19 protein-coding genes and 1 pseudogene are annotated in these 19,682 nt (G+C 64.6%); 4 read left to right on the top strand and 16 right to left on the bottom strand.

Annotated features, from left to right (window positions below):
• Positions 1–73 precede the first annotated feature (73 nt).
• The 3 genes from ACX80O_RS08605 to ACX80O_RS08595 all read left to right on the top strand — a co-directional run bounded on the left by ACX80O_RS08605 (position 74) and on the right by ACX80O_RS08595 (position 3,066).
• A complete protein-coding gene (locus ACX80O_RS08605) occupies positions 74–1,111 on the top strand; it encodes a DUF4439 domain-containing protein (RefSeq protein ID WP_459333188.1) in 1,038 nt (345 codons plus the stop codon).
• 20 nt (positions 1,112–1,131) lie between these two features.
• A complete protein-coding gene (locus ACX80O_RS08600) occupies positions 1,132–1,917 on the top strand; it encodes a VIT1/CCC1 transporter family protein (protein ID WP_459333187.1) in 786 nt (261 codons plus the stop codon).
• Between the two features lie 123 nt (positions 1,918–2,040).
• A complete protein-coding gene (locus ACX80O_RS08595) occupies positions 2,041–3,066 on the top strand; it encodes an aminoglycoside phosphotransferase family protein (protein ID WP_459333186.1) in 1,026 nt (341 codons plus the stop codon).
• A gap of 20 nt (positions 3,067–3,086) precedes the next feature.
• On the opposite strand, the gene ACX80O_RS08590 is transcribed toward ACX80O_RS08595, so the two are convergent.
• From ACX80O_RS08590 to ACX80O_RS08540, 11 genes are all read right to left on the bottom strand, one after another.
• Positions 3,087–3,890: a sulfite exporter TauE/SafE family protein gene (locus ACX80O_RS08590; protein WP_459307988.1), complete on the bottom strand. Its 804-nt coding sequence runs from the start codon at positions 3,888–3,890 to the stop codon at positions 3,087–3,089.
• A 9-nt stretch (positions 3,891–3,899) separates the two neighbouring features.
• Entirely contained in the window at positions 3,900–5,699 is a 1,800-nt protein-coding gene (locus tag ACX80O_RS08585; RefSeq protein WP_459307989.1) for a proline--tRNA ligase, read from the bottom strand.
• Positions 5,700–5,844: 145 nt separating this feature from the next.
• Positions 5,845–6,594: a hypothetical protein gene (locus ACX80O_RS08580; RefSeq protein WP_459333185.1), complete on the bottom strand. Its 750-nt coding sequence runs from the start codon at positions 6,592–6,594 to the stop codon at positions 5,845–5,847.
• 41 nt (positions 6,595–6,635) lie between these two features.
• Positions 6,636–7,574, bottom strand: a complete 939-nt coding sequence (locus ACX80O_RS08575; RefSeq protein ID WP_459333184.1) for a GNAT family N-acetyltransferase — start codon at positions 7,572–7,574, stop codon at positions 6,636–6,638.
• Positions 7,528–8,694, bottom strand: coding sequence for a flavodoxin-dependent (E)-4-hydroxy-3-methylbut-2-enyl-diphosphate synthase (gene ispG / locus ACX80O_RS08570; RefSeq protein WP_196841195.1), 1,167 nt, complete (start codon positions 8,692–8,694; stop codon positions 7,528–7,530). The genes ACX80O_RS08575 and ispG overlap by 47 nt, the downstream gene beginning before the upstream one ends.
• Before the next feature lie 45 nt (positions 8,695–8,739).
• Positions 8,740–9,030, bottom strand: a complete 291-nt coding sequence (locus ACX80O_RS08565) for a YciI family protein (protein WP_459307992.1) — start codon at positions 9,028–9,030, stop codon at positions 8,740–8,742.
• 19 nt (positions 9,031–9,049) lie between these two features.
• A complete protein-coding gene (locus tag ACX80O_RS08560; protein WP_459333183.1) occupies positions 9,050–9,556 on the bottom strand; it encodes a hypothetical protein in 507 nt (168 codons plus the stop codon).
• A gap of 75 nt (positions 9,557–9,631) precedes the next feature.
• Complete coding sequence (locus ACX80O_RS08555; protein WP_459307994.1) at positions 9,632–10,231, bottom strand: MarR family transcriptional regulator; 600 nt, start codon at positions 10,229–10,231, stop codon at positions 9,632–9,634.
• Between the two features lie 205 nt (positions 10,232–10,436).
• The gene (locus tag ACX80O_RS08550) at positions 10,437–11,795 is read right to left on the bottom strand and encodes a M50 family metallopeptidase (protein WP_459307995.1); all 1,359 of its coding nucleotides are present in this window, start codon (positions 11,793–11,795) and stop codon (positions 10,437–10,439) included.
• A 15-nt stretch (positions 11,796–11,810) separates the two neighbouring features.
• A complete protein-coding gene (dxr, locus tag ACX80O_RS08545) occupies positions 11,811–13,028 on the bottom strand; it encodes a 1-deoxy-D-xylulose-5-phosphate reductoisomerase (protein WP_459307996.1) in 1,218 nt (405 codons plus the stop codon).
• A 135-nt stretch (positions 13,029–13,163) separates the two neighbouring features.
• Positions 13,164–13,835, bottom strand: coding sequence for an SDR family oxidoreductase (locus ACX80O_RS08540; protein WP_459333182.1), 672 nt, complete (start codon positions 13,833–13,835; stop codon positions 13,164–13,166).
• A gap of 91 nt (positions 13,836–13,926) precedes the next feature.
• Between ACX80O_RS08540 and ACX80O_RS08535 the strand changes: the two are divergent.
• Positions 13,927–15,566 (top strand): annotated as a pseudogene (locus ACX80O_RS08535) (HNH endonuclease signature motif containing protein).
• 83 nt (positions 15,567–15,649) lie between these two features.
• On the opposite strand, the gene ACX80O_RS08530 reads toward ACX80O_RS08535, so the two are convergent.
• Genes ACX80O_RS08530 through ACX80O_RS08510 form a run of 5 tightly spaced genes read right to left on the bottom strand, consistent with a single transcriptional unit; the run spans position 15,650 to position 19,681 of the window.
• Positions 15,650–16,462, bottom strand: a complete 813-nt coding sequence (locus tag ACX80O_RS08530) for an HpcH/HpaI aldolase/citrate lyase family protein (protein WP_459333181.1) — start codon at positions 16,460–16,462, stop codon at positions 15,650–15,652.
• Positions 16,459–16,992, bottom strand: a complete 534-nt coding sequence (locus tag ACX80O_RS08525) for a MaoC family dehydratase (protein ID WP_459333180.1) — start codon at positions 16,990–16,992, stop codon at positions 16,459–16,461. The genes ACX80O_RS08530 and ACX80O_RS08525 overlap by 4 nt, the downstream gene beginning before the upstream one ends.
• Positions 16,985–17,638, bottom strand: coding sequence for a CoA transferase subunit B (locus ACX80O_RS08520; protein WP_459333179.1), 654 nt, complete (start codon positions 17,636–17,638; stop codon positions 16,985–16,987). Before ACX80O_RS08520 ends, ACX80O_RS08525 begins: the two co-directional genes overlap by 8 nt.
• 2 nt (positions 17,639–17,640) lie before the next feature.
• Positions 17,641–18,486 carry a CoA transferase subunit A gene (locus tag ACX80O_RS08515; RefSeq protein WP_459333178.1) on the bottom strand — a complete coding sequence of 282 codons (846 nt, stop codon included), beginning with the start codon at positions 18,484–18,486 and terminating at the stop codon, positions 17,641–17,643.
• 34 nt (positions 18,487–18,520) lie between these two features.
• Complete coding sequence (locus tag ACX80O_RS08510; protein WP_459333177.1) at positions 18,521–19,681, bottom strand: acyl-CoA dehydrogenase family protein; 1,161 nt, start codon at positions 19,679–19,681, stop codon at positions 18,521–18,523.
• Position 19,682: the final 1 nt, after the last annotated feature.

Genomic DNA, 19,682 nt, shown 5'->3' with positions numbered 1-19,682 from the left:
AGGGTACCGACTTTCCGGCGTATGCGGTGTACCTGCTGCCGATCGGGCGGGGATCGTGACATCATCAGGAGTTGTGAAGGACTCTGCTGCCCCCCGGCCTTCCGGCTTCCCCGTCGCCGCGCGTACCGTCGCACGACGAATCGCCAGGACGCTCGGCCTTCTCCTGACGTTCGCCCTCGTGGTTGCCCTCGGACTGAACCTCGACGGCCCCCAACCCGAGGGCCCGCCGCCCCTGACCTTGACCGAGGAAGCCCAGCTGGCTGCCGAGGTCCGGGCGGCGGACCTCTCCGGTGCGGCAGCAGTGCTTGCTGGCTCCACCGTATCGGCTACCCCGGGATCGGATCTGGGGGGCACCTACACCAAGACTGCCAGCATGCTGCAGGACCAGGCCGAGGCCCTCAGGCACCCGATGCCCTCCGCTCCGGCGACGACCGACCGGTCTACCACCGAGGCACCCATCCCCCTCGAGCCGGCACCTACGCCGTCCGGGTTCGTTGCTGACCTGTTCGCCTCAGCCCAACAGAACCTCGACGCCGCGATCACCGCCGAACCGGGTATTGCACGGCTCCTCGCCTCAGTGGGGACCAGCCAACGGCAGCAGGCAATCACACTGGCCGGGCTGCAGGACCTGGAAGTTCCGCCGGCAGCCGTCATGCCTGCCGCCGCGGTGAACCCGTCCCCAGACTGCGCCGGTGCCACCCCGGCCAATAGCACGGAGGCCAGCTGGCTTGCTGATGCGGTGACCGCCGAATACCGATCGGCCTATGCCTACGAGGTCACTGCAGCGCGAACACCCGACCCGGCACCCCTGCTGATGTTGGCAGACCAACACACAGCCGCAGCAGTGGAGGGTGAGACCCTACTCGACGCTGGAGCCTGCACCCCTGTCCCCCCGCACCTTCAAGCGTTCTCCCTCGACCCCGGATTCGTTGAGGATCCGGCCGCGACGCTCGCCGCCCTCGACACGAGCCTGGTCGGGATGTACGCCGATCTGGTGGGTTTGACCGACGGTTCAGCACGGCAGTGGGCGGTCCAGCGGTTCGCTGCCGTGACCGACCACCGGCGCTCAACCACCAACGTCGTTGAGGCGTTTCCCGGCATCGCCAAGTGAAGTCCTGAAAGGTAGCCACCATGTCAGACCGTGTTCCTGATTCGAATAGCGTTCCTCGACCGGCCAGTGTTTCTGGGCCAGTCACGGCCGCCAACGCTGCCCTGCACACCGACGAACCACACCGCGGCGATCTGGCGCACCGCCTGAACTGGCTGCGCGCCGGTGTCCTCGGAGCAAACGACGGGATCGTGTCGGTGGCTGCGATAGTGGTCGGCGTCGCCGGAGTGACCAACACCACGGGCCCCATCCTGACCGCCGGCCTGGCGGCACTGGTCGGTGGGGCCATCTCCATGGCACTCGGCGAGTACGTATCGGTGAGCAGTCAGAGTGACAGCCAGCGCTCCCTGATTGAGAAGGAACGCCGTGAGCTCAGGGAACAGCCCGACGAGGAGCTTGCCGAACTCGCTGCCATCTATGAGGGCCGCGGTCTCACCCCGGCCACGGCTCACACGGTGGCTGTGGAGCTCACCGGCCACGACGCTCTTGCCGCCCATCTGGACGCCGAGCTGGGCATCAAGGAAACCGACGTCGTCAGCGCCTGGAACGCTGCGTTCGCCTCGGCGGCTGCCTTCATCCTGGGTGCGATCCTGCCGCTGCTGGCCATTTTGCTGCCGCCGCCAGAATGGCGGGTCCCCAGCACATTCGTTGCTGTCCTTCTTGCCTTGTCGGTGACTGGGGCGATGGGGGCGGCAATCGGTGGCGGATCCAAGACCCGGGCCTCCCTCCGCGTGGTGGCCGGCGGCGCGTTAGCCCTGGTCGCGACCTTTGTGATTGGGTCATGGCTGGGCGCGAGCAACCTCGTCTAACACCGCCGAGAAGCGAGATCCGCCGACCTGGGACTCCACCGCGACCCGGGGTGCCCCTGACTCGCCAGATCTCACGCCTCGGCGGGGGCTTTGGGCGGGGGCTCGGAGCCTAGACTTAGCCTCGTGGACGTACCCGGAATCGAGCTCCCCGCCGCGTTGGTCGGTAATGCACTGCGCCTTCCGGGCGGGCGCGGCTGGCTTACCCGGTGGCGGGAGCTGGCCCAGACCCTGCTGGCCGAGTGGGATCTGACCCTCGATCTTTCCGCCGCAACTCGCCCCTGGTTCGGCAGCGCCGCTGTGGTCCTCCCGGTTCGGTGCGACGACGGCAGCCCCGCCGTGCTGAAGGTATCGGTCCCCCACGACGAGGCACTCACCGAACCTGATGCGCTGGCACTCTGGGCTGGCCGGGGAGCCGTGCGTCTCCTGGCAGCAGCCCGGGACGACTATGTCCTGCTGCTGGAGCGGTTGGACGGCGATCGGTCACTCACCGGGACGCCGCTGGATGAGACGGCGTCCGTGTGGGGCACCCTGGTCCGGTCCCTTTCCTTGCGCCCGAATAACGGCAACTTGTGGCAGGACATCCCTTCGGTTGCTGCCCAGGCCGAGATGTGGACCGACACGCTGCCCGCTGACTGGGACCGGCTGGGCCGACCGTTCGACCGATGGCTACTCGAGTGCGCCCTGGAGGTTTGCCAGGTGCGCGGCGCGGTGGGGCGCCGGTCCGAGCAGGACGTGCTGGTGCATTCCGATCTCCACTATTCCAACATCCTCCCCCGGCCGGCATCTGCTCGCACAGGATCCACCGGCCCTGGGTCCGGTGCTTCCACCTTCGTGGCGATCGATCCGAAGCCGATGATTGGAGATGCCGAGTTCGCCGTCGCGCCGATGCTGTGGAACCGGATCGGCGAGCTGTTTCCCCGGGACCCGGCTGGCCACCTTCGGGAAAGATGTTCCGATCTGGCGTTCGCCGCTGACCTGGACCCGCTGCTGGCGCGGGACTGGTCCGTGGTCAGGGAGGTGCAAAATGCACTCTCAGCAGTCGAATCGGGAAATCGGGACGGTGCGCAGCGCTCCCTGTGGGTGGCCAGCACCCTGCTGCGGCGCACCCTGCCCGAGCTGCCGGCGCCAGCGGACCTGGTCAGGCCCTGAACGATCTCCCGGTTCGGGACCTACAGGTTCGGTCTAATGTTCTCGATCCACACGTCGTAACCGAGTTTGGCGACCAGCGCTGACACCACCACCAGAAAGACAATCCTGATGAATTTGCTGCCCTGCGTGATGGCCATGCGTGAGCCGAGGTACCCACCGGCCATGTTGGCGAGGCCGAGCACCAGGCCCAGCCCCCACAGCAGCGAACCATTCGGGAGGAAGAACATCAGCGCACCGAAGTTGGTGGCCAGGTTCACGATTTTCGATTTGGCGCTGGCGTCGAGGAAGCTGTAGCCGAGCAGTGTCACCATCGCGATGATCAGGAAGGACCCGGTGCCCGGGCCGATCAGCCCGTCGTAGAACCCCAGCACCAGCCCGATTGCCGCTGCTGTTCCGTAGTGCCGCCCACCGGCGTGGCGCAGCGTCGTCAGCGTGCCTACGGTGGGGCGGAACGCGGTGAACACGGCGACCGCGATGAGCGCCACCACGATGATGGGTTTGAAAACCGAGGACGGCAGGGAGGTGGCGATGATCGCCCCACCGAACCCACCCACCAGGGCGATACCTGCCATCGGCAACGCCGTCCTCAGGTCCGGTTTTGCCCGCCGGTAATAGGTGATAGCGCTGGTGGTGGTGCCGAAGAGGGACCCCATCTTGTTGGTCGCCAAGGCCTGCACCGGGGTGATCCCCGGGACCAGGAGCAGGGCGGGTAGCTGAAGCAGCCCGCCACCACCGACTACAGCATCCACCCAGCCCGCAGCGAATCCCGCGACCACCACCAGGAGCAGGGTCGCGAGCTGGATCTCCTCCAGCCCGGAGTACATCCGGTCCCGCTACTGGGTGACAAGGCGGCGGAGGTGTTCAACAACCTCAGCCACTGCGACGTTCTCCGCCTCGCCGCTGCGGCGATCCTTGACCTCCACCACGCCGTCCACCAGGCCGCGCCCGACGACGACGACGGTCGGCACGCCGATCAGCTCGGCGTCACCGAACTTCACCCCCGGGGAGACCTTGGGTCGGTCGTCGTAGATGACCTCCAACCCGGCGGCGGTGAGGTCCTCGGCGAGCTGGTTCGCTGCAGCGAAAATTTCCTCGCCCTTACCGGTGGCCACCAAATGGATGTCGGCTGGCGACACATTCCGTGGCCAGATGATGCCCTTGTCGTCCCGGTTGGATTCGGCCAGGGCAGCGATGGCACGGGTTACCCCGACGCCGTAGGAGCCCATCGTGACGGTTGCGAGTTTGCCGTTCTGGTCGAGGACCTTCAGCCCCAACGCGTCAGCGTATTTCCTGCCGAGCTGAAAAATGTGGCCCATCTCGATACCGCGGGCCGCCTTCAATGGGCCGGACCCGTCGGGTGCCTCGTCGCCGTCGCGCACCTCGACTGACTCGATGACCCCGTCCCAGGCGAAGTCGCGGGAGGCGACCAGACCGAAGACGTGTTTGCCGGACACGTTGGCACCGGTGATCCAAGAGGTGCCCGGAACGACACGCGGGTCCACCAGATAAGGAATCCCGGTGGATCCGTCGGCGCCAAGTACCGGAGCGTCGAGGCTCAGCCCCGGGCCGATGTAGCCCTTGACCAGGCCCGGGTGCTTCCTGAGATCGTCTTCTGAAGCGGGTTCCACCATCACTTCGCCACCGACTTCAAGGTGCGGCGGCAGGTTCGCTTCGATGCGTTTCAGGTCAACGCTCCGGTCGCCCGGCAGACCGACAATCACCAGGCGGCGTTCACCGGTGGGCAGGACCGCGGCAAGCACGACATTTTTCAGGGTGTCAGCGGCAGTCCACTGACGGTCGTCGCGTGCGAGAACCTCGTTGGCATGGCTGACCAGCGTGTCGATGGTGGGGGTGTGAGGGGTGTCCTTGATGTCCGCCGGCGCGGCACCGGTGAAGTCGATTTCCTTCGGCACGACGGTGGTGACTGCCTCGACATTGGCGGTGTAACCGCCTTCGGATGCGACGAACGTGTCTTCGCCGATTTCTGACGGGTGCAGGAATTCTTCGCTCTTGGATCCGCCCATCGCGCCGGCAGTGGCGGCAACGGGGACCACTGTGAGGCCGAGGCGCTCAAAAATCCGGAGGTAGGCGCCGCGGTGCAACTGGTAGCTGCGCTCCAGGCCGGCGTCGTCGATGTCGAAGGAGTAGGAATCCTTCATGATGAACTCCCGGCCGCGCAGCAGTCCAGCGCGGGGGCGTGCCTCGTCGCGGTACTTGGACTGGATCTGGAAGAGGCTCAGGGGAAGATCCTTGTACGAGTTGTACAGGTCCTTCACCAGGAGGGTGAACATCTCCTCATGGGTGGGTGCCAGCAGGTAATCTGCGCCCTTGCGGTCCTGCAGCCGGAAGATCCCGTCACCGTACTCGGTCCACCGGTTGGTTGCTTCGTAGGGCTCTTTGGGCAGCAGTGCAGGGAAATGGACTTCCTGGGCGCCGATGGCTGCCATTTCCTCGCGGATGATGGTCTCCACCTTGCCGAGCACCCGCAGTCCGAGCGGCAACCAGGTGTAGATCCCTGGCGCTGCCCTGCGGATATAGCCGGCCCGGACCAGGAGCCGGTGGCTGGCTACCTCGGCGTCGGAGGGGTCCTCGCGCAGGGTGCGCAGGAAAAGTGTGGAAAGTCGAAGGACCACGCGTTAAAATCCGTTTCTTCAGCACTGACTGCCTCGGCAGCTTAATCAGATACCAATCTAACCGTTTCCGGCAGACCCCGGTGACACAGACGCTCGTCACGGACACTTGGCACGGACGCTTGACACCGACGCTTGTCACGGACCGCTAAAGACCACGCAGCGCGGCAACCGTCGAATCAGCGAGGTCCCGTCCCCGTGCCAAATCCAGCGTGTCGTCCCCCGAGCTGCCGATCGTCACGTTGATGGTGGTGGTCCCGGTGACGGCGGTCAGCGAGATGGTTTGCTGAATAGTCCCCGGCACCCGGACCACGGTCTGGACTGCGAAGGCTTCGTCGGCGATGGTGGTGACCGGCAGTTCGGTGACGCCCACGGATACCACTTCCCCAGCGATCTCCATGTCGAAATCGCTGCAGTCGGCGAGTTGGTCCCGGTTGGCGTCGAGTTGGTCCTGGATCACTTCATCCGATTCGTGGCTGGACAGGCCGATCGAATCCGGCTGCAGAGACGACGCTCCGGCGAAGGTCATGGTGGCGAGTGCTGCGCTCAGGGCCTGTTCGGTGAGCGCCGGGTCGGCGAAGACGTTGCATTCCTCGGGCGAGACGGTCAGCTCGCCTGGGTTCGCGGCCTGATCCGCGATGAGCTCCCGAATCTCCGGGTCGGTCAGGATGACCCCTTCAAGGGACGCCTCCTCGTTGACCGTTGCCAGTGCCGCTGCCAGCTCGCTGGGAGTGAACTCGGCGTTCAGGCTGGCCGACGGGTCACCGCCAGGTTCGGCGGTGACCGTTGGGTCGCTGCCTCCTCCTGGGTCAGGGGCCGGAGCGGGCGACAATGTGGCCGGGGGCGGGCGGTCGTCAGTGCCCTGGTCCGCACTGCACCCGGTGCCGATGACCAGCACGGCACACGATAGCGCGGTCAGCCGGCGGCCACCCCGCCCACTCAAAGCAGGACCGTGGCGAAGGTCCCCACTTCGCTGAATCCCACCGTCCGGTAGGCGGCCAGCGCCCTCGTGTTGAACGAGTTGACGTAGAGACTCACTACCGGGGCGCGTTGCTGGGCGGCGAGGACGACGGCGGCAAGGTAGCCCGCGCTGAGCCCCTGCCCGCGGTAGGCCGGGTTCATCCAGACACCCTGGATCTGAACCGTGGTGCTCGAGACTGTGCCGAGTTCGGCCTTGAAGATCACCTGGCCGCCGTCGTCGAAATCTGCCAGCGACGCCTGTCGCCGGACCAGGGACGCCACCCTGCGACGGTAATATTCGCCGCCGCCGGTGAAGGGTGAGTAGCCGACTTCTTCCTCGAACATGGCGGCGCACGCAGGAACAATGACGTCCAGCTCGTCTTCACGGGTGAATCGGAGCCCAGCAGCGGGCTCGACCTTGGGCTGTCCGGTGATGGCCAGCAGCGGCTGTGCGGGGCGCACGTCGAATGGCTCTGGACTGTACTCCTGCAGGGTGGACCAGATGGCCAGCACCGCTTCGGAGGGCCCGAAGATCGAGGAGAACTTTCGCGTGGACTGCCCCAGGTAGGTGCCGAGGGCGGCGCCGTCGGCAGCCGACACTGCGATGGGCACCAGGTTGACACCCGCCCAGCACGCCGAAACCAGCTCACCGTCACGGAAAATGCCGATCACTTCGCCGCCAGCATAGGACGGCGACAAGCCGCGGGATGCCTCAAGGTGCGAGGCGATGAAGACGTTGGCGGTCGGGTCCCGCTCAACCAGCCGTCCGAGGGCTTCGTTGTGCTCCTTGCCGAGCGTCGCGAACCCATCGGACGGGGCGGGATTCGCCGGCCCGACCGGGCCGGTCGTGTCGTACTGCTCGGTGGGGGACCTAACTGACGGTAACCATGGGGCCACCCTGGCCAGCAGTCTCGCCATCTGCTTCCCCCATCTCCTCGGCTATTCTCATGGCTTCTTCAATGAGTGTCTCAACAATCTGGTCTTCGGGAACAGTCTTGATGACTTGGCCCTTCACAAAGATCTGGCCTTTGCCGTTGCCGGAGGCCACACCAAGGTCCGCTTCGCGGGCTTCGCCTGGACCATTCACCACACAACCCATCACTGCCACCCGGAGCGGGATCTCCATGCCTTCAAGGCCGGCGGTCACCTGCTCGGCGAGCGTGTACACGTCGACCTGCGCACGCCCACAGGAGGGGCAGGACACTATTTCCAGTTTGCGCGGCCGCAGGTTCAGCGACTGCAGAATCTGGTTCCCTACCTTGATTTCCTCCACGGGCGGGGCCGAGAGGGACACCCGAATGGTGTCACCAATCCCCTTGGACAGCAGCGCGCCGAACGCTGTCGCCGACTTGATGGTGCCCTGGAAAGCGGGACCCGCCTCAGTGACGCCGAGGTGCAGGGGCCAGTCGCCCCGTTCGGCCAGCAGTTCGTAGGCTCGGACCATGATCACCGGGTCATTGTGCTTCACGGAGATCTTGAAGTCGTGGAAGTCGTGTTCCTCGAAGAGGGAGGCTTCCCAGACAGCCGACTCTACGAGCGCTTCCGGGGTTGCCTTGCCGTATTTTTCCATCAGCCGCGGGTCGAGGGAGCCAGCGTTGACGCCGATGCGGATCGAGGTTCCGGCGGCCTTGGCCGCGGCGGCGATCTCCTTGATCTGGTCGTCGAACTTGCGGATGTTTCCAGGGTTGACCCGGACGGCCGCGCAACCAGCATCGATGGCAGCAAAAACGTACTTCGGCTGGAAGTGAATATCAGCGATGACCGGGATCTGTGACTTTCGGGCGATGATCGGCAGCGCTGCGGCGTCGTCAGCGGACGGGCAGGCGACCCGCACAATGTCGCAGCCGGTGGCCGTCAGCTCAGCAATCTGTTGCAGGGTCGCGTTGATATCGGTGGTGGGGGTGGTGGTCATGGACTGGATGCTGATAGGCGAATCCGATCCGACGCCCACTGAGCCGACCTTGATCTGCCGGGTTTTGCGGCGGGGAGCAAGGACGGGCGGTGGGGCGGCTGGCATTCCTAAACTGACCGAGGTCAAAGGATCCTCCATGTGTAGTTCATCGGTACATCAAATGTGGTGGGTCTAGGCATACTGCGACAGCAGGCCAATGCCGGGCTTCCACTCGGTGGCCTTTACCGCGGCGATGGCACCCTGGAGGGCGAACGGATCCTGGCGCAGAAGGTCGTTGAGCGACTGCTCGTCGTCGGCGGTGAAGATCAGCAGCGCACCCGCGCCATCGGCGAACGCGCCGGACGCAAGGACCCGACCATCGGTCACGAGGCTGGTGAGCCACTCGCGGTGAGCCGGCCGGTGCTCGTCGCGTAGGTCGGAGCTATCGGGGCCATACACATATTCCACTGCGTAAACACTCATGGATCCACCTTATACGTGATTACAGGAGGTACGCCGCCGCGAAGCCGGCGACGGCGGCAGCCCACAACAGGGATGTCAGGGTTCCGATGATGAAGCGTTCGGCAACCGCTGGGGTCTCCTTCAACTCCGCGTACCTGCCGAGGCCCTTGATCGCCACGACGTAGGCGATCGCGACCGGTTCGTTGGCGATGATGGCGCCAGCCACCCCGAGACGCTCCAGGATGCCGATGACCAGACCACCACGGAGGACCCCGGGTCGGGCTGGTGGCTGCGCCGGGGTTGCTGGTTCGTGTGCTGGCGGGTCTGGAATCACGACCCTTGCGGCACCGGCGGGTACCTGCTCAGCGCGATCCAGCGATTCGTGCTCGGCCTTCTTGTGCTCGGCCTTCTCGTGCTCGGCTGTCTCGAGCTGGGTCGTCTCCTCGTGCTCGTCGACCGAGCGTGCGAGCTTGAGCACACCGGTGGTCACCGGCCAACCGACACCGGCCGCCACCAGCAGCGTCAGTATGATCCACAGTGCTTCCATGTAGGCCCTCGTCTTCCTGTCGTTACACCGGGACTCTACAGTCTGGGTCTGACGCTTTCCCCCCGGGAAACGACCTTACCCACGCGAAGCGACGTCGGCCCGCTGCAACAGCACCGCCGCAGCGGGACGGGCGGCCCATTCCTCGACCCACGCCGACCGGCTAACCGCCTTGCTGACAGCCTGGGAGGTGATGCCGAGCTGGCGCGCCACAGCAGTCTGACTCCCCCATTTGCCTGGTTCCAGCAGATCGAGGACACGCCATTCCGCGGCGGTCCGTTTCATGACGTGCAGCCCGATCAGCATCAACACGCCCTCGGCTTCGGCGGTCCCCAGTCCACCATCAACTGCGACGGCCGCGCGGTCGCCAGCCTTCTTTGCTTGTTCGACTGCGGAACGGGCGGCGACGAAGGCGGAGCCTCTCCCCTCACGCGCGCTCGATGGCAGGGGCAGGTCCACGCCCCCAACGCCGATTCCGACATACCAGCCGCCCACTCGAAGGCAGAGGAGTGCGACGTCGACCACCGCCTCTGGCGAGTCAAGGACCCCTTGAGCTTCGTCGCCCACCGACCGGTCGAAGGGGACGACCGTTGGCACGTGCCGCAGCAGGTCGAGGAGCCCGGGGACGCCGTCATTGGCATGGGAGCTGCCCTTTTGGTCGATGGTCATGACAAACATAGCTTCACCCTAAAGGGTTGCAAAAGTAATAACAACCTATTTGGCGCTCAATTCGATTTACAACCTTTAATCCGACGCCCGACTGCGCATCCCACCGACGCCAGAAAAGTGGGCTAGCTGCAGGGAAGTGGTCGGCCAACAGCGATCCTGCGCCTAGACCACTAGTTCGCGCGGTTCGGCAGCGGTTCGGCTCGTTGGGTGGAAGCTAGCCGAACAGATTGACCGGCTTCACGATGTCCGCGTAAATCAGCAGGGCACCCATTCCCATGAGCAGGACAGCGACCACATAGGTGAGCGGGAGAAGCCTGGCCATGTCGAAAGGGCCGGGATCGGGGCGCTTGAACAGCCGTGCGGAGGTCCTGCGGATTCCTTCCCACAGCGCACCCGCGATGTGTCCGCCGTCGAGGGGCAGTAACGGGATGAGGTTGAAGACAAACAAGGCGATATTGACGCCACCCACCAGGCCCACCAGGGTCGCCACCCGGGATTCGATGGGGATTTCGTCCATGGCGGACACCTCCCCGGCAATCCGGCCGACGCCGACCACGCTGATCGGCCCTTCGGGATCCCGCGGCGCATCGGAGAACGCGGCTTGCCCCACTTCGACGACCCGCTGCGGCAGATTGATTACCACGCCGGTCACTGCCACAACGTTTTCACCCACCGCAGGCAACACGTCGCTTGCCGGGCCGGGAACGAGTTCCTGTTGGGAGCCGACGCCGATAAACCCGACGGCTTCGAGGACCGGGCTGCCGTCGTCGTCAAGCTTGGGCCGCCCGTCAATGTCGGGAACGGGGCGTTCCGTCAGCAGCGGCGTAATGGTGGCGTTGACGGTGTCGCCGTCGCGCACGTAACTAATGTCGGTTTCTTCGCCTGCCGTGTCCCTGATCCAGGCGGACAGCTGGGTCCAGTCGGTGACTTCCTGACCGTCGTAGCTCACCACCTGGTCGCCTGGCTGCAGTCCGGCGTCGAAGGCTGGGGCGGGGGGATCCTCGTCGGAGCAGGCAGTCTGCCCCGTCGATGCCTGCTGGCTGGCTGGCACCACACATTCGTAGACCTCGGAAACCGTGGTGGTCGCCTGCGGCGAGCCGAAACCCATGATCAGGATGGCGAACATGATGACGCCGATGAGCAGGTTCATCACCGGCCCGCCGAGCATGATGACGATGCGCTTCCAGATGGGCAGCTTGTAGAAGACCCGGTTTTCGTCGCCTGGGCGGAGCTGCTCGGCGGCGGCCTGTCGCGCGTCGGTGGTCAGTTGCTGGAACATCCCGGTGCTGGAGGGGCGGACTGCTGTCCCGGTGCTGTCGCCGTCGTTGTCCTTCGCTGGCGGGAACATTCCGACCATGGAGACGTAGCCGCCGAGGGGAATGGCCTTGAATCCGTATTCGGTGTCGCCGCGGCGGCGCGAGAAGAGGGTGGGCCCAAACCCAATCATGTACTGGGTCACGCGGACCTTGAAGAGCTTGGCGGGGACAAGGTGCCCCACTTCGTGGAGAGCGATGGACGCGGCAATACCTATTGCAACGAAGAGCACTCCCAGAACGAAGAGCAGAATGGACAACGCGTTTCCTTTGGCTTAGCTGAACTGATCCTGCACACCACAACGAATCCGGGCCAGTGTGCGTGCCCGTTTCTCGGCGTCGAGCACCGTGCTGACAGTGAGCGGCCCGCTGCTGTCGTGCTCAGCGGTGACGGCCTCTACCGTATCCACAATGTCAGTGAAACCTATCGCTCCGCCGTGAAAAGCTTCAACCGCTTCTTCGTTGGCGGCGTTGTAAACGGCCATCGCCGTTCCGCCGCGGGCCGCTGCCGCTTTGGCGAGCCGGACGGCGGGGAACGCCTCCTCGTCGAGGGGCTCGAACGTCCAGGTGGCCGCCGTCGTCCAGTCGCAGGGGGTCGCCGCTCCAGGAACGCGGTGCGGCCACCCGATGCCGAGGGCGATGGGCAGGCGCATGTCGGGTGGCGACGCCTGGGCGATGGTGGACCCGTCGGTGAACTGCACCATCGAGTGGATGATCGACTGGGGGTGGACGACGACGTCGATCCGCTCCAGTGGGATGCCGAAGAGCAGGTGCGCCTCGATGACCTCGAGCGCCTTATTGACCATGGTCGCGGAATTGGTGGTAACCATTTTGCCCATGTCCCAGGTGGGGTGTGCCAGGGCCTGCTGCGGGGTGACGTCTTCGAGGTCTTTCTTCGCTTTGCCGCGGAAGGGGCCGCCCGATGCGGTGAGGATCAGCCGGTCCACCTCGCCCGCGGCGCCGGAGCGGAGGCACTGGGCGATCGCTGAGTGTTCGGAATCCACTGGGACAATCTGGCCCTCGGCTGCTTCGTCCTGAACCAGCTGGCCACCCACAATGAGGGATTCCTTGTTCGCAAGGGCGAGCATATGTCCGGCTTTGAGCGCCGCAAGGGTCGGGGCGAGTCCGATCGATCCCGTGATGGCATTGAGAACGACGTCGGCGTCAGGCCAGGCGGCGAGGTGGGCCGAGGCGTCCGGACCGGTAAACAGTGTCGGCGAATAGTTCTTGCCTGACGCTGTCCCGGCGGCTGCCGCGCGGATGGCGGCGCTGAGTTCTGCTTCGGTGCCGGTTGCTGAGGCGACTGCCTGGGCGTTGGTCGCGACGGCCTGTTCCGCCAGCAACGCGAGGTTTCCACCGCCGGCCGCGACGGCCGCGACGGCAAACCGGTCCGGCGCCTGGCGGATGACGTCGATGGCCTGGGTGCCGATCGAGCCGGTCGATCCGAGGATGACGACCCGGCGGCGTCCTGTGTCAGGCGCGGTGAATATCATGGTTCAAGTATCGCGCACCGGCAGGTTCGTCTACGCAAAAAAACGGCCCCCAGGCCCACGTCCGCCGGTTGGATTGGCAGCATCGGAGCCCAAGGGCCGTTTCTGTGATCTCGCGGATCTTGCGGGGTAGACCGCTTAGCGGCTGATCGAGGCAAGTGCGTCGGGGATGGCTTCCTCGCCCGAAATCAACTCGAGGATCTGCCGGTCCCCCAGCTTTGTTTCGAGCAGTGCGGCGATCACTGCTGCCACGTCCTTCCGAGGCACCGACCCCTGGCCGGTCTTCGAGGTGAGGCGCACCCGTCCGGTGGCGGGGTCGTCGGTCAATCCACCCGGTCGAACGATGGTCCAGCTAAAGGAGGACCGCGCTGCCAGGTCTTCTTCGGCGGCGAGCTTCGCCTGGAGGTAGGCGTAGAAGGTGTCGTCGAGGTCGTCGGGACGCTGGCCGTTGCGGACCGTGTCGGCTCCCATTGACGAGATCTGCACAAACCGTTTCACGCCAGCTATTTCGGCCGCGTCCGCCAGCAGCACCGACGCACCGCGGTCGACCGTGTCTTTGCGCTCTGCGCTGCTCCCTGCCCCGGCACCTGCTGCGAAGACGACGGCGTCGGCTCCGGCCAGCACCGTGGCAAGATCGTCGGCCGAACTTGATTCAAGGTCAACGACCGCTGGGGTGCCGCCGTCGTTCTCGATGTCTTTGTTGTGCTCAGGGTTGCGAATAAGACCGACAACCTCGTGACCCTGGTGAACAAGCTGGCGGGTGAGTTCGCGGGCAATTTTTCCGTGGGCTCCTGCTATTACTGTTCTCATAAAGGGGTAACGGCTGAAGGGGTCCATCAAATTCCCTCGGGCAATTTTTAGGAGTACTGGTTTTAGTACACATATTCGAATATAATTAGTTATGGCCGTTGAGACCGCTGACCAGACGAAGCTCGGACAGGACACCACCCCGCCCAGCAGTAGCGGAGAGCGCACAATAAGTGACGTCCGGCCGGGGGTAAGCGGCAGTATTTGCCTGTTCCGGGAGGATGAGCTGACACCGGAACGGGCCATTGAGACGCTGACAGTTCTGGAATCACTCATCGGGTGGGCCCAGGCGATGAAGGCGAAGGTCATTACGGTGGTCGAAGCGCAGGTACGTGATGAAGCTCGGAACACTCAAGGTCTCGATGGTTGGGTTGACCCGGCGGCGGCGGCCAAACTAGCCGAGTCGATGACCGAGAGTCTGGCCGCCGCCGAGATAGCGTGCGCTCTGAGGTTACCGGATCGCACGGCGCTAGGCCTCCTTCAGGACAGCATTATCTTATGCAGGGACTTCCCGGCCACCCCCGAAGCCCTGACCTGGGGGAAGATCAATTACCCGCAGGCGCTGACCATCGTTGAGGAAGCAACGCTCCTCCCCTCAACCGCCCGCGTGTCGTTTGAGGCAGCACTGCTGGAAAGAGCCCCGGAAATGACCGAGCGCAGCTCAGCTGGGTCGCCCGATGCGAAAGGGAAAAGTGTCACCCGGAAACCATCCAGGCCCGCCGGGCCAAAGTAGTGGAGGGCCGCTCGGTCAACGTTCAGCCTGATCAGGACGGCATGTGCTGGATCTCCGCACATCTGGCCGCAGAAATTGGAATCGGAATCCACAACATGTTGACCGCCCTTGCCCAACAATGCCAGGGACCCGACGAACCGCGCACCCTCACCCAACTCCGCGCAGATATCTTCAGCGATCTCCTCACGGGCCGCTCCGCGCTGCCCGGCAGCCTGGCTCACCCAGCAGAAGGAGCCCCCACGGCTCGACCCAGTGTAGAAGGATCAGCCGTAGAAGCCGGGGAATCTATTGGTGAGTCCGGTGCCAAGTCTGCAGGCGGATCCGGCGCTGAGTCATCGGTCGAGCCCGGCGAAGAGTCTGCGGTCGAACCGGGTGAAGAGTCTGGCGCTAGGTCTGCTGGCGAACCGACAGGTGAAACCGGTAGCCCACCCCAACCGTCCCGGCAACGGTTCACCGGCCCGGAGGTTCTGGTCACCATTGACGCGGCCACCCTCGCCGGGCTCACCGACCATAACGGCACCCTCGAAGGGTACGGACCGCTCAGCCCCGACGTGGCTCGCGGCATCGCGGCCGTGGCCGGGACTTTCACCCCACTACTCACCGACGACCACGGCAACCTGCTGGCTATCGGCCGTAAACGACGATTATCTTCACCGATGGTCCGCCGATGGCTCCGGGTCCGTGACGAGACCTGCCGGTTTCCCGGTTGTCGACGGTCGGCGGCAAATTCTGAGATCGACCATCTCATCCCCTGGGCGAAGGTACACGACACTCACCACGCCAACCTTGCACACCTCTGTCGAAAGCATCACCGGTTCAAAACCCTCACCCGATGGAACGTGGTTCAAGACCGTACCGGCTGGCTCGACTGGACCTCACCGTCCGGTGGAAAATACACCACCAGACCGGCCGTCGACCTGGCCCCACCACGATCGAGTCACAAACAGACTGCGGAACAGTCACCGAAACAACTACCCCGAGACGACCCACCGCCGTTCTAGGTCTGCGGATGCCGCAGTGGCTGGACGGCGAAGCACCGGGCGCGAAAGCGATGCGACGCTTTCCGGCTTCCGCCGGCTACTTCCTAGCCTTCGTCGGCCCTCGCCAGGGTCTGCTCTGCGTGACGGAGAATCGGGCCGTCGATCATCCGCCCCCGTAACTGGAACACGCCACCACTTCGGGCAGCCTCAGCCAGAATCGCTCGAGCGTAGTCGACCTCCTCCGCAGTTGGTCGATACGCCGCCCGGATCACCGTCGCCTGGCTCGGATGGATACACGCCTTCGAGCCGAAGCCGGACGCCACAGCGTCTCGCGATTCAGCAGCCAACCCGTCAAGATCAGCGATATTGATATACACCGAATCCATCGCCGCCTTGCCAGCGGCCGCCGCCGACAGCAACACCTGCGATCGTGCGTGCGATGCCACCTGGCGGTACGACCCGTCGTCGGTACGGCTCGAGGATCCGCCCAACGAAGCCACCAGGTCCTCCGCACCCCACATCAAAGCCACGACGTTGGGTTCAGCGGCGATCGCCGGCGCGTTGAGAATTCCTCTCGCAGTCTCACACAGCGCAACGACCGCGAACCGGTTCAACCCCCATAGGTCGGCCGCTGATTCGGTCTTCGCCAGCATCACCGTGCGGTACGCCGAGTGCTTGAGCATCTCGACGTCGAGCGCGAAGTCGGCCGTCGACGCAGGGTTGATTCTCACGATGGTTCGCGACGGGTCGAGTCGGCTGACAGCAACAGCGTCACGGGCCGCCATCTTGGCCGCTGGCGCAACAGCATCCTCAAGATCGAGAATGACCGCATCCGCACGTTCGGCCGCCTTACCGAACCGCTCAGGCCGATCTGCCGGGCAAAACAACACCGCCGGGCCCATGGTGAAAGTACTCATGAATTTTGGTGCCCTTCCTTGGTCCACATCAACACGCTCCGGGTCAGCGTGGCGACAACCGTCCCGTCCTGATTGCGGCCGGTGTGATCCATCGTGACGATTCCCTGGCCGGGACGCGACGCCGACAGCCGCTTCTCAGTCACCACGGTCTCCGTGTACAGGGTGTCGCCATTGAACAACGGGTGCGGAAATCGCACGTTGGTCATGCCCAACTGCGCCACGATGGTCCCCTGCGTGAGCTGCGGGACTGACTGCCCGACGACGGTCGCCAACGTCAGCATCGAGTTCATCAGCCGCTGCCCGAACGGCTGTGATTCGCTCCACGCCGCATCGAGGTGCAGCGCCTGGGTGTTCATGGTCATGGTGGTGAACAGGACGTTGTCCGCCTCGGTCAGGGTGCGCCCTGGCTTGTGCGAATAGATCACCCCGGTATCGAGCTCATCGAAGTACAGCCCCCGTTGCTCGACGACGGTCCAATCCGATCCCGACGACGATGCTGACGTCGATCCCGACGACGACGGCTCAGGCATGGACGTCAACCTCCAGGTGGGCGCCGGTGGCGGCAATAACCTCGTCGACGCTCACGCCGGGCGCCGTTTCGCGCAACACCAGAGTGCCGCCGTCGCGATGGGGGTCGACGTCGATCACCGCGAGATCGGTGATGATCCGGTTGACGCACCCCTTGCCCGTCAGTGGCAGCGAGCAGGATCCAACGATCTTCGGCTTGCCGCTGCGATCAACATGCTCCATCATCACGATGACCCGCTTGGCGCCAAACACCAGGTCCATGGCACCGCCCATACCCTTGACCATCTTGCCGGGAATCATCCAGTTGGCGAGATCGCCATTCTCGGCAACTTCCATTGCGCCCAGAACCGCCACATCGACGTGGCCACCGCGGATCATGCCGAAGGAGGCCGCCGAGTCGAAGAACGCCGCCCCGGGATTGACAGTCACCGTCTCCTTTCCTGCATTGATCAGGTCCGGATCCAGCTGATCCTCGGTGGGATAGGGTCCGACGCCGAGAATCCCGTTCTCCGAATGCAGTACCACCTCGACACCCTCGGGGATGTAGTTGGGAATCAGCGTTGGCATGCCGATACCCAAATTGACGTACTGTCCGTTGTCCAGTTCCTGGGCGACCCGGGCTGCGAGCTCGTTACGTGTCAGTGCCATGGTCAGACCGCCTTCGCCGGGTTGGAGATATCAGATGCTTCGGAGAACAACGGCTGCTCGGTGGCCGGCGTCAGCCCGGACGGCTGCGCCCGATCGGCGGCGAGCGCCACGGTCCGCTTCTCGATCCGTTTCTCCGGATCCGGCGTGAGAACCACGCGCTGAACGAAGATCCCCGGAATGTGGACGTGCTCGGGATCGAGCTCCCCCGGCTCGACCAGCTCTTCAACCTCAGCGATAGTGATCTTTCCCGCCTGCGCGCAGAGCGGGTTGAAGTTCATAGCGGTGGCATGGAAGACGAGGTTGCCGTGCCGGTCGCCCTTCCAGGCATGAACCAACGCGAAGTCGGGGTTGACGGACTCTTCCAGCACATAGTCCTGCCCGCCGAAGCTGCGTACCTCTTTCGGTGCCGATGCGACGGTCACGTTGCCGGCGTCATCGTACTTCTGCGGCAAACCACCCTCGCTCACCTGGGTGCCGACCCCGGCCGGCGTGTAGAACGCGGGGATACCGGCTCCACCGGCGCGCAGCCGTTCGGCGAGGGTGCCCTGCGGCGTCAACTCCACCTCGAGTTCGCCCGACAAATATTGACGCGCGAATTCCTTGTTCTCACCCACATAAGAGCTGATGGTGCGGCGGATGCGGCCGTCGAACAGCAGGACACCCAGTCCCCAGTCGTCGACACCGCAGTTGTTGCTGATGGTTTCGAGGTCGGTGGTGCCCTGCTGGTGCAGCGCGTCGATCAGGGCCACCGGGATTCCGCACAGCCCAAACCCGCCGACGGCCAGGGACGCACCATCGGGGATATCGGACACTGCCTCGGCGGCCGTCGCAACAACTTTGTCGATCACTGTAACTCCTTCACTACTGGCGTTTGACGGGCTGCTACAGCCCGAGTTCCCGGGCGATCAGCATCAGCTGAACCTCGGTGGTTCCCTCGCCCACTTCGAGAATCTTCGAGTCGCGGTAGTGACGTGAGACGGTGAACTCGTTGATGAAGCCGTAGCCGCCGAAGATCTGGGTGGCGTCACGGGCGTTATCCATTGCAGCTTCGCCCGCCACCAGCTTAGCGATGGAAGCCTGCGTCTTGAACGGCTTACCAGCGAGCATGCGGGATGCGGCGTCGTAGTACGCCAGCCGCGCGGTGTGCGCCCGAGCCTCCATCCGCGCGATCTTGAACTGGATCGACTGGAACGACCCGATGTTGGTGCCGAACGCCTGCCGTTCCTTGGCGTACTTGATCGACTCTTCGACACAGCCCTGGGCGGCACCGGTGGCCAGCGCGGCGATGGCGATGCGGCCTTCGTCGAGGATCTGCAGGAAGTTGGCGTAGCCGCGGCCGCGGGTACCCAACAGATTGGCTTCGGGAACGCGGACATCGGTGAGCGTGAGCGGGTGGGTGTCCGAGGCGTTCCACCCCACCTTGTTGTAGGCCTTCTCGGCTGTGAAGCCCGACGTGTTGGACGGCACCAGGATTGTTGAAATTTCCTTTTTCACCGACCCGTCGTCACGTGTGATGGTGTCGGTGACCGCGGTGACGGTGACCAGACGGGTGATGTCGGTGCCGGAGTTGGTGATGAACTCCTTGGTGCCGTTGATGACCCATTCACCGTCAACGAGTTTCGCCGTCGTCTTGGTGCCCGACGCATCCGAACCGGCCTCCGACTCGGTCAGACCAAAGCCGCCGAGTGCCTTGCCGCTGGCCAGCATCGGAAGCCATTCTTGCTTCTGCTCCTCGGTACCGAACCGGTAGACCGGCATCGCGCCGAGTGACACGCCGGCCTCGAGGGTAATAGCCACCGACTGGTCGACCCTGGCCAACTGTTCCAGGGCGAGGCAGAGGGCGAAGTAGTCGCCACCCATGCCGCCGTATTCCTCGGGGAAGGGCAGCCCGAACAGGCCCATGTCGGCCATCTGGTCCACGACGGCGTACGGGAAGCTGTGCTCCTCGTCATGCTTGGCTGATACTGGCGCAACAACCTCGTCGGCGAAATCGCGGACGGTGGCTACCAGGTCCTGGTATTCCTCGCTGAGTTCAAAGTTCATG

It is taken from the genome of Arthrobacter glycogeni (assembly GCF_054511155.1).
This window is presented reverse-complemented; position numbering and strand designations above follow the sequence as displayed.